Origin of the sequence: Stutzerimonas chloritidismutans (genome assembly GCF_038562055.1) — a bacterium.
Taxonomy (GTDB): Bacteria; Pseudomonadota; Gammaproteobacteria; order Pseudomonadales; family Pseudomonadaceae; genus Stutzerimonas; species Stutzerimonas chloritidismutans_A.
Genome location: NZ_JBCFXD010000001.1, coordinates 636903 through 650501 on the forward strand (window position 1 = coordinate 636903; position 13599 = coordinate 650501).

10 protein-coding genes are annotated in these 13599 nt (G+C 61.0%); 4 read left to right on the forward strand and 6 right to left on the reverse strand.

Annotated elements, in window-relative coordinates:
* Positions 1-20 precede the first annotated feature (20 nt).
* The 3 genes from AAGW23_RS02845 to AAGW23_RS02855 all read right to left on the reverse strand — a co-directional run bounded on the left by AAGW23_RS02845 (position 21) and on the right by AAGW23_RS02855 (position 3598).
* The gene (locus tag AAGW23_RS02845) at positions 21-1379 is read right to left on the reverse strand and encodes an aspartate aminotransferase family protein (protein WP_342404844.1); all 1359 of its coding nucleotides are present in this window, start codon (positions 1377-1379) and stop codon (positions 21-23) included.
* 68 nt (positions 1380-1447) lie between these two features.
* Positions 1448-2806: a glutamine synthetase family protein gene (locus AAGW23_RS02850; protein WP_102836444.1), complete on the reverse strand. Its 1359-nt coding sequence runs from the start codon at positions 2804-2806 to the stop codon at positions 1448-1450.
* Positions 2807-2851: 45 nt separating this feature from the next.
* On the reverse strand, positions 2852-3598 hold the full coding sequence (locus AAGW23_RS02855; RefSeq protein ID WP_342404845.1) for a gamma-glutamyl-gamma-aminobutyrate hydrolase family protein: 747 nt from the start codon (positions 3596-3598) through the stop codon (positions 2852-2854).
* A 251-nt stretch (positions 3599-3849) separates the two neighbouring features.
* Here AAGW23_RS02855 and AAGW23_RS02860 point away from each other — a divergent pair, with 251 nt between their 5' ends.
* A complete protein-coding gene (locus tag AAGW23_RS02860; RefSeq protein ID WP_102836442.1) occupies positions 3850-5226 on the forward strand; it encodes a glutamine synthetase family protein in 1377 nt (458 codons plus the stop codon).
* Positions 5227-5268: 42 nt separating this feature from the next.
* Here AAGW23_RS02860 and AAGW23_RS02865 read toward each other — a convergent pair whose 3' ends face one another.
* Complete coding sequence (locus AAGW23_RS02865) at positions 5269-7827, reverse strand: HWE histidine kinase domain-containing protein (protein WP_342404846.1); 2559 nt, start codon at positions 7825-7827, stop codon at positions 5269-5271.
* A gap of 218 nt (positions 7828-8045) precedes the next feature.
* Between AAGW23_RS02865 and AAGW23_RS02870 the strand changes: the two genes are divergently transcribed.
* From AAGW23_RS02870 to aguA, 3 genes are all read left to right on the forward strand, one after another.
* The gene (locus tag AAGW23_RS02870) at positions 8046-8702 is read left to right on the forward strand and encodes a TetR/AcrR family transcriptional regulator (RefSeq protein ID WP_342404847.1); all 657 of its coding nucleotides are present in this window, start codon (positions 8046-8048) and stop codon (positions 8700-8702) included.
* A 134-nt stretch (positions 8703-8836) separates the two neighbouring features.
* Complete coding sequence (gene aguB, locus AAGW23_RS02875; RefSeq protein WP_342404849.1) at positions 8837-9715, forward strand: N-carbamoylputrescine amidase; 879 nt, start codon at positions 8837-8839, stop codon at positions 9713-9715.
* Positions 9716-9853: 138 nt separating this feature from the next.
* Positions 9854-10969, forward strand: coding sequence for an agmatine deiminase (gene aguA, locus AAGW23_RS02880; RefSeq protein ID WP_200640153.1), 1116 nt, complete (start codon positions 9854-9856; stop codon positions 10967-10969).
* A gap of 70 nt (positions 10970-11039) precedes the next feature.
* On the opposite strand, the gene AAGW23_RS02885 is transcribed toward aguA, so the two are convergent.
* Both AAGW23_RS02885 and desA read right to left on the reverse strand, forming a co-directional pair.
* Positions 11040-12038, reverse strand: coding sequence for a sensor domain-containing diguanylate cyclase (locus AAGW23_RS02885; protein ID WP_342404850.1), 999 nt, complete (start codon positions 12036-12038; stop codon positions 11040-11042).
* A gap of 141 nt (positions 12039-12179) precedes the next feature.
* Complete coding sequence (gene desA, locus AAGW23_RS02890) at positions 12180-13370, reverse strand: delta-9 fatty acid desaturase DesA (protein ID WP_342404851.1); 1191 nt, start codon at positions 13368-13370, stop codon at positions 12180-12182.
* Positions 13371-13599 lie beyond the last annotated feature (229 nt).

The following is a 13599-nucleotide window of genomic DNA, read 5'->3' on the forward strand; positions in this document are numbered from 1 at the left end:
CATCCTGTCGGCGCCAGTTCTCAACCCCGCGCATCCTTCAACGTCGCGTCCAGGCACAGCCGGACCTTGCCGATCAGCTCGTCGAGCTGTTCCTCATTGATCACCAACGGTGGGGAAATGATCATGGTGTCCCCCACAGCGCGCATCACAAGACCGTTACGGAAGCAGTGCTCACGACAGAGCATGCCCACGCCTGGGTCAGCGAAACGCTCACGGGTCTTCTTGTTTTTCACCAGCTCCAGCGCGCCAAGCATTCCGACGCCTCGAGCCTCACCCACCAGCGGATGCTCGACCAGCTCACGCCAGCGGGACTGCAAATAGGGTGCCGTCTTGCTTTTCACCCGCTCGACGATCTTTTCCTCGCGTAGGATGCGGATGTTTTCCAGCGCTACCGCGGCCGCCACCGGATGCCCGGAATAGGTGAAGCCGTGGTAGAACTCGCCGCCTTCGTTAAGGGTGTGCACCACTTCGTCGCGCACCACCACGCCGCCCATGGGCAGATAACCGGACGTCAGGCCCTTAGCGATTGGCATCAGGTCAGGCGCATTGCCGTAGTAGTCGCTGCCGAACCATTCGCCGGTACGGCCAAAGCCGCAGATAACTTCGTCAGCAATAAACAGGATGTCGTAGCGGGCGAGGATTTCACGGATCTTCGGCCAGTAGCTGTCCGGCGGAATGATCACGCCGCCGGCGCCCTGGATCGGCTCGGCGATAAAAGCGGCGACTTTGTCTTCGCCGACCTCCAGAATCTTTTGCTCAAGCTGCTGCGCCACGCGAACGCCAAATTCGTCCGGGTCAAGGTCACCTCCCTCACCGAACCAGTAGGGCTGGTCGATGTGCTCGATGCCCGGAATCGGCCCGTCGCCCTGCTCGTGCATGGCCTTCATGCCACCCAGGCTGGCGCCGGCGATGGTTGAGCCGTGGTAGCCGTTCCAGCGACCGATCACCACTTTCTTCTGTGGCTGCCCTTTGATAGCCCAGTAGTGACGCACCATGCGCAGCACGGTGTCGTTGGCTTCCGAGCCGGAGCCGGTGAAGAACACATGGTTCATGCCTTCCGGCGCGATCTCGGCGATGGCCTTGGCCAGTGCCAGCGCCGGCGGGTGAGCGGTCTGGAAAAACAGGTTGTAATAAGGGAGCTCGCGCATCTGCCGGCTGGCCGCCTCGACCAACTCTTCACGGCCATAGCCAAGATTGACGCACCAGAGGCCGGCCATTGCATCAAGGATCTTGTGGCCTTCGCTGTCCCAGAGGTAGACGCCCTCCCCCCGCGTAATGATGCGCGTGCCCTTGGCGTTGAGCGCCTTGAAGTCGGTGAACGGCGGCAGGTGATGGTCGCGGCTCAGGGCTTGCCATTGCAGGGTTTGCGAATCGCTCATCAATCACCTCTTGGTAGTGTTTGTTTGGTCTCGGATGAAAGAAGCTTCATCCACCCTACGGCTGTTCGTTACACAGAGAGCATCAGGAATTCCCGCTCCCAGGAACTGATGACCCGGTGGTAGTTCTCCTGCTCGGCGCGCTTGACTGCGATGTAGCCGGTGATGAACTTGGGGCTCAGGTACTTCTCCAGCGGTCGGCAGGTCTCCATGCGCTCCAGCGCCGCTTCAAGGGTAAGGGGCAGGCGCAGATTGCGGCGTTCATAGCCGCGGCCCTTGACCGGCTGACTCGGCGGCAACTCTTCGACCATGCCGATATAGCCGCACAGTAGGCTGGCGGCGATGGCGAGATAAGGGTTGGCGTCAGCGCCCGGCAGGCGGTTCTCGACGCGGCGGTTCTGCGGATCGGAATCAGGCACCCGCAAGCCAACTGTGCGATTTTCCTCGCCCCATTCGACGTTCACCGGCGCCGAGGTGTCCGGCAGGAAGCGGCGGAACGAGTTGACGTTTGGCGCGAACAGCGGCAACAGCTCGGGAATGTATTTCTGCAGGCCACCGACGTGGTGCAGGAACAGCTGGCTCATGGTGCCGTCGCTGTTGGAAAAGATGTTGCGCCCGGTTTCCAGATCCACGACGCTCTGGTGCAGGTGCATCGCGCTGCCCGGCTCGCCAGTCATGGGCTTGGCCATGAAGGTGGCCGCCACGTTGTGCTTGAGTGCTGCCTCGCGCATGGTGCGCTTGAACACCAGAATCTGATCGGCCAGGTGCAGTGCCTCGCCGTGACGGAAGTTGATTTCCATCTGCGCGGTGCCTTCCTCGTGGATCAACGTATCCAGATCCAGGCCTTGAGCCTCGCACCAGTCGTACATGTCTTCGAACAGCGGGTCGAACTCGTTGGCGGCGTCGATGGAGAACGACTGTCGCCCCGTTTCCTGTCGGCCCGAGCGCCCGATCGGCGGCTGGAACGGCAGGTCCGGGTCTTCGCAGCGCTTGGTCAGGTAGAACTCCATCTCCGGCGCGACAATGGGCTGCCAGCCCTTGTCCGCATACATCTTCAATACGCGCTTGAGGATGTTACGCGGCGAGATCTCGATGGGATTGCCCATCTTGTCGTAGGTGTCGTGGATGACCTGCGCAGTTGGCTCGATGGCCCAGGGCACCAGAAACACGGCGTCCGGGTCGGGCCGGCAGAACATGTCGATGTCGGCGGGATCGAGCAGCTCGTAATAGATATCGTCCTCGACGTAGTCACCGGTCACGGTCTGCAGCAGCACGCTCTCCGGCAGGCGCATGCCCTTTTCATCAAGGAACTTGTTGGTGGGCGAGATCTTGCCGCGGGCGATGCCGGTCAGGTCACTGATCAGGCATTCCACCTCGGTAATCTTGCGTTCTTTCAGCCAGCCGGTGAGCTGGTCGAGCTTGCTGGACATATCGACCTCAGAAATTAATGAAACGAGCGCCGTGCCGGCCCGCGCTCAGCGCCGTCCTGCGCGTTCCTGGCATGCCCGGGCAAAGCCCTGGAACAATGCCAGGTAATAAGGATGCTCATGCACCTTCCATTCCGGATGCCACTGCACGCCGAGTGCGAAGCTGCGCGCACCTTCGACGGAAAACGCCTCAATCAGCCCATCGGGTGCCAACGCCTCGATACGCAAACCCTCGCCGAGCCGCTCGACACCTTGGCCATGCACCGAGTTGACCTCTATCTGAGCAGGCAATCCGAGACGCTGCAGCAAACCACCCGGCTGCACGTGCAGCGGATGACTTAGACCATACTGCACCTCGACGGGATCCTCGGCGCGCTCACGGTGGTCGGCATAAGGCCCTACCTCGTGAACCTTCTGGTGGAGGCTGCCGCCGAAGGCCACGTTCATTTCCTGAAACCCGCGGCACACACCAAATACCGGAACACCCGTATCAACCGCCGCACGGATCAGCGGCAGCGTCAGTTGATCACGAGAGGGATCATGGTCGGTGCCCTCGGCACTGGCCGGGCCACCGTAATGGTGCGGCTCGACGTTGGATGGCGAGCCGGTAAAGAGCAGGCCGTCTACGCTATCCAATAGCGCAGCAGGGTCGATCAGATCGCCGAGCGCTGGGATGACCAACGGCATGCCGGCTACAGCCGCCGCGCGCAGGTACTTATCACCGGCTATGTGGAAACTGTGGTGGCCGATCTGCCTGGTACAGGCGGAAACGCCGATCAATGGCACGCGAGGCATGGGATACTCGTCTTTCCAGATAGGGCTCGTCGGAGAGTAGTCTTGTTCGTTTTTATAGACAATAGCCGAGGGTTACCGCTTCGCAAAGCCATGTCAGCGTTTCGAGATTGTCTCCCTGACTGCCCCGAAAACGCCCACTGTGGGCCTTGATGAGGCATTTCGAGGCGCTATTGACAGCGACAGGGCTTTTCGATTGACTCCAAGACAAGCTGTTTGATGATTGAAATTTTTAACAATTAAGGTGCTTCATCATGCTTCCGCCGCCGCGTGCCGTTCAGCTCAACGAAGCGAACGCATTTCTAAAGGAACACCCGGAGGTCCAGTACGTCGACCTGCTGATCGCAGACATGAACGGGGTCGTCCGGGGCAAGCGCATCGAGCGCGCCAGCCTGCACAAGGTGTATGAAAAAGGCATCAATCTGCCGGCCTCGCTGTTCGCCCTCGACATCAATGGCATCACTGTGGAGAGCTCCGGCCTGGGGATGGACATCGGTGACTCCGACAGGACCTGTTTCCCCATTCCCAACACGCTCAGCAACGAGCCTTGGCAGAAACGCCCCACCGCCCAGCTGTTGATGACCATGCACGAGCGTGACGGCTCGCCATTCTTCGCCGATCCACGGGAAGTGCTGCGCCAGGTCGTGAGCAAGTTCGATGAGCTGGGCCTGACCATCTGCGCCGCATTTGAGCTGGAGTTCTACCTGATCGATCAGGAGAACGTAAACGGTCGCCCGCAACCACCACGCTCACCGATCTCGGGCAAGCGACCGCATTCGACCCAGGTCTACCTGATCGATGATCTGGACGAATACGTCGACTGCCTGCAGGACGTTCTCGAAGGTGCGAAGGAACAGGGCATTCCCGCCGATGCCATCGTCAAGGAAAGCGCCCCGGCGCAGTTCGAGGTCAATCTCCATCACGTCGCCGATCCGATCAAGGCCTGCGACTATGCGGTGTTGCTCAAACGGCTGATCAAGAACATCGCCTACGACCATGAGATGGACACGACCTTTATGGCCAAGCCCTACCCGGGCCAGGCCGGCAACGGTCTGCACGTGCATATCTCACTGCTGGACAAGAACGGCAACAATATTTTTGCCACCGGCAACCCGCTGGAAAGCGAAACGCTGCGCCATGCCATTGGCGGCATCCAGCAGACCATGGCGGCGTCGATGGCCTTCCTCTGTCCCAACGTGAACTCTTATCGCCGCTTCGGTGCCCAGTTCTATGTGCCGAACGCGCCCTGCTGGGGCCTGGACAACCGCACCGTGGCGCTGCGCGTCCCCACTGACAGCCCCGATGCCGTGCGCATCGAGCACCGCGTCGCCGGTGCCGACGCCAACCCCTACCTGCTGCTCGCCAGCGTTCTGGCCGGTATTCACCACGGCCTGACCAACAAGATCGCGCCGGATGAACCGATCGAGGGCAACTCCTACGAGCAGGTCGAGCCAAGCCTGCCCTCCAACCTGCGTGATGCGCTGCGCGAGCTGGACGACAGCGAGATCATGGCGCGCTACATCAGCCCGCAGTACACCGACATCTTCGTGGCCTGCAAGGAGAGCGAGCTGGAGGAGTTCGAGCACTCGATCTCCGACCTCGAGTACAACTGGTACCTGCATACGGTCTGAACGACGGCCCCGCACGGCATGCGGGGCCCATCAGCATGATCGCTAATGCAAAGACGAACGCCGCCTATCGATCCCGGGCAGCTGCCCGATGGCGTAACCCAGTGCACTGAGGTTGTAAGGCTTGGTTACCACTGGCACCTGATCAAAGCGCTCCGGAATCGCCGTCCGGGCGCCATACCCGGTGGCGAACAGGAAAGGATACTGTTCGGCTTCAAGTTCCTGCGCCATACCTAGACTGGTTTCACCAGCCAAATTGACGTCCAGCACCACCAGATCGAAGGTGTCTAGCCGCAAGGCACGCCGCGCGTCCTCCAGCGAACCGGCAATCTCCACCTGCACCCCGGCCTCCTCGAGCATGGCCTGGGCATCCAGGGCGATCATCATGCTGTCCTCCACCAGCAACAGCCGCAGCCCGGCAACAGAGCTGATGTTGCGTTGCTGTTCGGCGACAGGCCGCTGGAGTGGCTCGGGGCCAGGCGACACGTGCTCATGGGGCACCCGGAACCAGGCGAAGAGACCTTCCGGGCGATACTCCACCCCCGCTTCGCCCTGCAGCTCAAAAGGAATGGTTCGCTCCGTGACGATGCTGCCGAAACCACGCCGGGTGGGAGCCTGCACCTCAGGACCGCCGCTCTCGTTCCACTCGATTCTCAACCCATATTCAGCGTCCATCCGCCAACTGACCGTCAACACGCCAGTCGCGACACTGAGCGCACCGTACTTGGCCGCGTTGGTCATCAGTTCATGAAAGACCAACGCGAGGGTCTGATAGCTGCGTACATCGAGCAGGATGGTGGGACCATTGAGCTGGATGCGCCCGTCAGTGTCATTCTGGCCTTGCCAGGCCCGTGCTTCGGACTCAAGCAAGGCGCGCAAGTAGGTCGAGCCTCCTGTCGGCGCGTTGATCTGATCGTGCGCGGTTGCCAATGCGCGGATGCGACGTTCAAGCTCGGCCGTGAAAGACTCTACCGATGTAGCCTGTTGCGCACTCTGACGAGTTGTGGCGAGTACCAGGCTGAGCACATTTTTAACCCGGTGGTTGAGTTCCGCGATAAGCAGTGACTGGCTTTCCTGCGCAACCTGCCGCTCGGAGGCGATCAGCTCGGAGCGCCGCAGCACGACTTCCAGCAACGCGACACGAAGCGTTTCGGCGACCCGCAGCTCACCGCTCGTCCAAGGCTTCGCGTGGCCTCGCACCGTTTCGCACCAAGCGGCGAAGCTGCTCCTTGGGTGGAGCTGCCCGGTACTCGGATCGCGCTGGACAGCCTTGTCGGGATTGCCGCCCCAGGTGACCGTCTGAATCAGCTCGCGGCGAAAGAACAGCAAATAGTCTTTCGCCATACGGGAAATGGGGATCGCCAGCACACCACTGGCCGTTTCGGCAAAGCTGGCGGCCGGCGCAAAATGCTCACTCAGCGACGCCGTGGCATAGATCTGATCGACCGGCTTCTGCTCAAGGTACGCAATCAGCTCTGTGACCGCCGACTCGGGCGGCAATACGCCCTGGCCACGAAGCTGGCCATTGGACCAGACGGCCATCCCGTCGCAGCCGATCATACTGTTGAGCATGTCGGAGTACCGGCTCAGGTCCTCGAAGACAGTGTCCCGAGGGGACATGGCGGCCAGCAGTTGATCGTGCGCATGCTGGGCATCGGAGACCCGCTGCTGTTCCTGCTGCTGCTCGCGCACGTCAATCTGTAACGACAGCATTTGCCCAAATAGCTCGGCGGCCGAGCACAGCGCGCCACTCAGGTAATGCGGCTCCATATGATGGCAGGCGATCAAGCCCCAGAGGTGATCGCCGCGCATCAGACTCACGGTCAAGGTTGCACGTACGTCCATATTGCGCAGGTACTGTATGTGTACCGGCGATACGCTGCGCAGCGAGGCCAGGCTCAGGTCCAGCGGCAGCCCGTCGGGGCCGCGCGTAGGAAGCAAAGGGACCGGTTCGTAGTCGATGTCGGGAATCAGCCGCAGTGGCTGGCGGCGATACAACGCACGAGCCTGGGCCGGAATGTCGGTGGCCGGATAGCGCAGCCCCAGGTAGGACTCGGTACCAGGCCTGACGGCTTCGGCCACGACCTCGCCCGACTCATCGGGAAGAAAGCGATAGATCATCACACGGTCATAGCCGGTGACGGCCCGCACCTGTTGCGCCGCGAGGGTCAGCAGCCGCGTCACGGTGGTAGCCCGCCGCAGACGGCCCGCAAGTCCTCGCAACAAGGTCACCCCATGAGCGCCAGCCCCCATCACAGCGGGCGCGGCCTCGATCACCGCGAGGCTAGCCACCATGTGCACCGTCAGGTCATAGCGCTGAGCGCCGTTGTCGAGCGAAAGGCAATCCAGCCGTTCGGCCGTGCCGGACAGCATGGCGGTCTGCAGCTGGTTACGCAGCGAATGCACGGTTTCGATTGGCAGCACATGATCCAATGGTCGGCCCAGCAGCGCCTGCGGATCAGCGCCTGCCAGAAAGGTCGCGACGTTCGCCGACACATGAGCGATGTTCCAATCCGGCAGCGTGCACGCCAGCAAAAGCCCGTGCGGCTGGATGGTCCCCGGGATATGGATAGGCTCCTGAGCACAATCCACAGCAACGGACAAAGGCGACTCGGACGTCAATGCAAACGTTCTCCCTGCTGATTATCAGTGCCGCACACGGCATACCTGTCGATACTGTGACCATCGCTCAGCGCGAATCGCTCACGCGCCGTGACTGATACCCCTCGGACAAATCGGCTTCGAATAGTCCGGACCGCTCGTCGCGGCGGCATCCAAACAGGTGATTGCATCAGACTGCGCCATGGCTTCCAATGGCCGCCATGACCACCAAACATGACGATAGCAAACCCACAACCGCGCGCCGACCGCGCGCAAGCAGTCAGGCGCGCATCGCGCAGATTCTCGCCGCCGCCCGCGCGTTGCTGACCGAACAGGGCGTCGGCGGGCTGTCTATTTACAGCGTGGCTGAGCGGGCGGCAATACCCCCCTCTTCGGTGTATCACTTCTTTGCCAGCGTGCCGGCCCTGCTCGAGGCGCTCACTGCAGATATCCATGCAGCCTTCCGTGCCAGCCTGCAGGAGCCAGTGGACCACAACGCTCTCAGGAGCTGGCATGACCTCTCGCGGCTGATCGAGCAACGCATGCTGGCCATCTATCAGGACGACGCTGCGGCTCGCCAGCTGATCCTGGCGCAGCATGGCCTGGCGGAAGTCACCCAGGCTGACCGTCAACACGACATCGAACTCGCCGGGTTGATGCAGGTCCTTTTTGAACGGCACTTCGAACTGCCGGTGCTGCCCAGCGAAGTGGATGTGTTCGCCTTGGCAATGGAACTTGGCGATCGGGTCTATGCGCGTTCGGTGCACCTGCATGGCGCCATCACGCCACGCATGGCCGAAGAAGGCATGCGGGTATTCGACGCGTACCTCGGGCTGTACCTGCCAGCATTCCTGCCGAAGCGCGCCGCATCGATTTAACCGATATTAATCTGATTAATTCAATTATTTATGCGCCATACCTGCATTAAGTGCTTTTATTCCGGATAACTATCGAATAAGTTTCGCCATGCCCGACCTGGGCCGCCCTTACGCCAGCATCCGCGAGGTTTTCCATGTCCCGTATCGTCACCGTTGCCGCCACCCAGATGGCCTGTTCCTGGGATCGCGAAGCGAATATCGCCAATGCCGAGAAGCTGGTCCGCGAGGCTGCAGCCAAGGGCGCACAGGTCATCCTGATTCAGGAGCTGTTCGAGACGCCGTATTTCTGCCAGAAGCCGAATCCTGAATACCTGCAGCTGGCCACTTCGGTTGAAGACAACCCGGCCGTCCAGCATTTCCAAAAGGTCGCGGCGGAGCTGCAAGTGGTGCTGCCGGTGAGCTTCTTCGAGCTGTCCGGACGTGCGCGCTTCAACTCGATCGCCATCATCGATGCTGACGGCAAGGTGTTGGGCGTCTATCGCAAGAGCCATATCCCGGACGGCCCTGGTTACCACGAGAAGTATTACTTCAACCCGGGGGACACCGGCTTCAAGGTCTGGAATACCCGTTACGCCAAGATCGGCGTGGCCATCTGCTGGGACCAGTGGTTCCCCGAAACTGCGCGCAGCATGGCGCTGATGGGTGCTGAGCTGCTGTTCTACCCGACGGCAATTGGCAGCGAGCCGCACGATTCGAGCATCACCTCGCGCGATCACTGGCAGCGTGTGCAACAAGGCCATGCCGGCGCCAACCTGATGCCGCTGATCGCCAGCAACCGCATAGGCCGCGAAGAGCAGGACGGCTACGACATTACCTTCTACGGCTCATCCTTCATTGCCGACCAGTTTGGCGCCAAGGTCGAGGAGTTGGACGAAACCAGCGAGGGCGTGCTGGTCCATCAGTTTGATCTGGATAAACTCGAGCACATCCGCAGCGCCTGGGGCGTGTTCCGTGATCGCCGTCCAAACCTGTATAGCCCGATCAAAACGCTGGACGGCTCGCTGGAGTCCTGAGTCTGGCCTTTGATCGGCAAAGCGTTCAGTCGCACCACGCGTTGCGGCTGAACGTCGTCCGCCGTGGTCAGATATATCGCCGCTAATGAACGGCCGTTCGCAACCGGCCACGATAGATTGCCGCCCCTAGGTAAACCGATGACCACTCTGACCACGACACCGCGTGCCGACGATTTCCACATGCCTGCCGAGTGGGCGCCACACAGTCAGACCTGGATGGTCTGGCCGCAGCGCCCGGACAACTGGCGCGAGCAGGCCACGCCAGCGCAGGCGGCCTTTACAGCGGTCGCCAAAGCGATTGCTCGCTTCGAGCCGGTCACCGTCTGCGCGACAGCCCAGCACTTCCTCGCCGCCCGTGCGCAGCTGGACGATCCGCGCATACGCGTGGTGGAGATGAGCACCGACGACGCCTGGGTGCGCGATACAGGACCGACCTTCCTGATCAATGGCAAGGGCGGGCTACGCGGCGTCGACTGGACTTTCAACGCCTGGGGCGGCCTCGACGGCGGGCTGTACAGCGAATGGCAGCGCGATGATGAGGTGGCGCAGAAGATTCTCGAACTCGAACGCTGCGATCGCTACCGCACCGAAGGTTTCGTGCTGGAAGGCGGCTCGATTCACGTCGACGGCGAAGGCACGCTGATTACCACTGAAGAATGCCTGCTCAATCGCAACCGCAACCCGCACCTGTCACGCGGTGACATCGAAGCGGTGCTGGCCGACTACCTGGCCATCGACAAGGTGATCTGGCTGCCGCATGGTCTGTTCAACGATGAAACCGACGGACACGTGGACAACTTCTGCTGCTTCGTTCGCCCAGGCGAAGTGCTGCTGGCCTGGACCGACGACCGCGACAATCCCAACTACGAGCGCTGTCAGGCCGCCATGCAAGTGCTGAAGACGGCGACCGACGCCTGGGGCCGTCAGCTGATCGTGCACAAAATGCCGATTCCAGGGCCACTGCATGCCACGGACGCGGAATGCGCTGGCGTGGCTCCGCTGGTTGGCAGTCAGCCGCGCGACCCGTCGATTCGCCTGGCCGGCAGCTATGTGAACTTTCTGATCGTCAATGGCGGCATCATCGCGCCCTCCTTTGATGATCCGCTGGACGCCGAAGCCGAAACCATCCTGTCCAGGCTGTTTCCGCAACATCAGGTGGTCATGGTGCCCGGTCGTGAAATCCTGTTGGGTGGCGGCAACATCCACTGCATCACCCAGCAACAGCCAATCGCGACGCTGACACACAAAGGCTGAACTCCGGCGAAACTAAAAACCGCTGCCAGCCCTAGGCTACGCAGCGGTTTTTTTTTGCAGCGCAATCGCTTCAGCCGACGATTACCTGGTTCTTACCAAGGCGTTTGGCGGTGTACATGGCAGCATCGGCTCGGGTGAACATGGCGCTGAGATCGGGGTCGCTGGCTCTGAGGTAGGTAACGCCCAGGCTAATGGTGACGCCGAAACGCTGCCCGTCTGGGCTGGTGAAGACCAATCGCTGGATTTCTCGCTGCAAGCGTTCGGCAATCTGCTCGGCCAGGTCCGGCTGACAGCCTGGAAGCAGCAAAGCAAACTCCTCACCGCCGATCCGGCCAAACAGATCACCGCGGCGCAGCACCGACGAACCGCACTGGGCGACCCGCTGCAACACCTGATCGCCCATCTGATGGCCATGGGTGTCGTTAATGCGCTTGAAATCATCTATATCCAGTAGCTGGAACGCCAGGGGCGTGGCGTACTGCCGGGCAAGATCGAACTCGCGCTGGGCGCATTCGAAGAAGTACCGCCGGTTGCTGCTCTGCGTCAGCACGTCGATCGTAGCCAGACGCTGCAGCTCGCCTTCAAGTTGCTTCTTTTCAGTGATGTCTTCGGCGATCCCGACGATGATCGGTCCATGCGTGCTGTCTGCATTGCGCGCAATGAAGCATTTGTCGCTGAGCCAGCGCAGCTGCCCATCGGTGCGAATGATGCGGTACTCACGCTCTTCGACCGCGCCCTTGTCGAGTACATCGAGCATGCTCTGCTGGGCGTAATCCAGATCGTCTGGGTAGATGCTGTTGCGCCACTCGCCGAAATCGGACAGCAATAACGCGGCCGAGCGGCCGAAGATCTGCTCATAGGCAGGGCTGACGTAGATCATCTGCTGAGCCTGCCAGTCGAACGCCCAGAGCACAGCATTGACCCCGCTCATCAGGGTGCTGAACAACTGCTCGCGTTCGCTCAAGCGCTCGACCTGGGCACGCGCGTGCATCAATGCCAAAAGAGTTTGCGCCTCGGTCGGCGGAAGAATCCCGACACCCGTGTCGCTTCGCTGCTTCACCAGATTCATACCTGCTTCCAAATATTGGCGTCAGGCACCGGCGGAGACCCGCTGGGTCACTGTCGCGATAACACCAGAATGCAGTTGAGAGAGTGGCAAGAAGGCAAAGTTCCGGCCGGCGCGCCAGTCACAGGTCGCGCCGATCAGAGGTCAAGCTTGGACGACAGCCGGTCTCAGCGAGTAGGTTCTCAGGTGCCCCGCGAATTCACGCAAGGACTGGATACCGCTGGCTTCGGCGTCCTGTACCCACTGTTTGATCGCGGCCAGCATGTCGTGGCCGTTGGCACTGGTGCGGCTCCAGATCTGTTGCAGGGCCAGGCGCTGCTCATAGATTTCCCGCAGCGGCTGGCTTTGTTCCAAAATCACCTCGATACGCACCTGCTGATCATGCTGCAGCAGGCTCGGCTCACGCGAAAGCAACCGCTTGGCGCGGCGGAACTGATGCCGCACGGAGGCATCGGCGCGCTGCAGTTCGAGTTGTACCAGCGGCTTGATCACCAGCTTGCGGTACTGCGCCATGATCTGGAAACGGTTGTTGAGAATGGCCATGGCGCTGTCCATGTCCAGCTGATGCTTGGGCGTAACGCGGTGGGCGATGGGTGCGGTGCGGTTAACCTTGGCCAGACCGAACAAACTGAAGAGCTTGATCCAGGCCCAGCCCATGTCGAACTCCCACTTGCGCACCGAGAGCTTGGCCGAGTTCGGGTAGGTGTGATGGTTGTTGTGCAGCTCCTCTCCACCGATGAGGATGCCCCAGGGCACCAGATTGGTCGCGGCATCGCGGCATTCGAAATTGCGATAGCCCACCGCATGCCCCAACCCGTTCACGACACCCGCGGCCCACAGCGGAATCCAGATCATCTGCACGGCCCATACGGTCAGTCCGATCACGCCGAACAGCGCCAGGTCGAGGCCGAGCATCAGCACGATGCCGAGGTTGGGGAAGCGCGAATACAGGTTGCGCTCGATCCAATCGTCCGGGCAATTCTTCCCGTAAATCCGCAGGGTCTCCTCATTCTTCGCCTCTTCCATGTACAACTCGGCGCCGCGACGCAATACGGTGCCCAGGCCCTTCTGCACCGGGCTGTGCGGATCATCCGGGGTTTCGCATTTGGCGTGATGCTTGCGATGGATAGCAGTCCATTCGCGGGTATTCATCGCCGTGGTCAGCCACAACCAGAAGCGGAAAAAATGCTTGAGCACCGCATTCAGTTCGAGTGAGCGGTGAGCGGAGTAACGATGCAGATAAACGGTGACCGCAACGATGGTGACATGGGTAAGAATGAGAGTGGTCGCAACCACCTGCCAGGCGGAAAGGTCGAGAAAACCGGTGTACCACATAGTGTCGCTGCCTCGCGGTGTAGAAAAACCGATCCGCAAACGCGGACCTGGCTGCATTATCCACCCTGCCTGCCTGGATTAGCCGCCGCCTGTCGTTCAGCGTTTCTTTTTCGTTTCAGGGTCTGACAGAAAAAGCCCGCGCGGCCGATACGCAAGAGCAATGGACTGCGCTTACGCGATGTCATATCGCCATCACTTTATTTCAGTCCGCTCGGACGCCTGTCCTACG

What these genes read in the sequence shown, in the direction of transcription:
- aguA (WP_200640153.1), top strand. Translation starts at nt 9,854, where the DNA reads ATGACCACTCTGACCACGACACCGCGTGCCGACGATTTCCACATGCCT.
- desA (WP_342404851.1), bottom strand. Translation starts at nt 13,370, where the DNA reads ATGTGGTACACCGGTTTTCTCGACCTTTCCGCCTGGCAGGTGGTTGCG.
- AAGW23_RS02885 (WP_342404850.1), bottom strand. Translation starts at nt 12,038, where the DNA reads ATGAATCTGGTGAAGCAGCGAAGCGACACGGGTGTCGGGATTCTTCCG.
- AAGW23_RS02870 (WP_342404847.1), top strand. Translation starts at nt 8,046, where the DNA reads ATGACCACCAAACATGACGATAGCAAACCCACAACCGCGCGCCGACCG.
- AAGW23_RS02855 (WP_342404845.1), bottom strand. Translation starts at nt 3,598, where the DNA reads ATGCCTCGCGTGCCATTGATCGGCGTTTCCGCCTGTACCAGGCAGATC.
- AAGW23_RS02850 (WP_102836444.1), bottom strand. Translation starts at nt 2,806, where the DNA reads ATGTCCAGCAAGCTCGACCAGCTCACCGGCTGGCTGAAAGAACGCAAG.
- AAGW23_RS02860 (WP_102836442.1), top strand. Translation starts at nt 3,850, where the DNA reads ATGCTTCCGCCGCCGCGTGCCGTTCAGCTCAACGAAGCGAACGCATTT.
- aguB (WP_342404849.1), top strand. Translation starts at nt 8,837, where the DNA reads ATGTCCCGTATCGTCACCGTTGCCGCCACCCAGATGGCCTGTTCCTGG.
- AAGW23_RS02845 (WP_342404844.1), bottom strand. Translation starts at nt 1,379, where the DNA reads ATGAGCGATTCGCAAACCCTGCAATGGCAAGCCCTGAGCCGCGACCAT.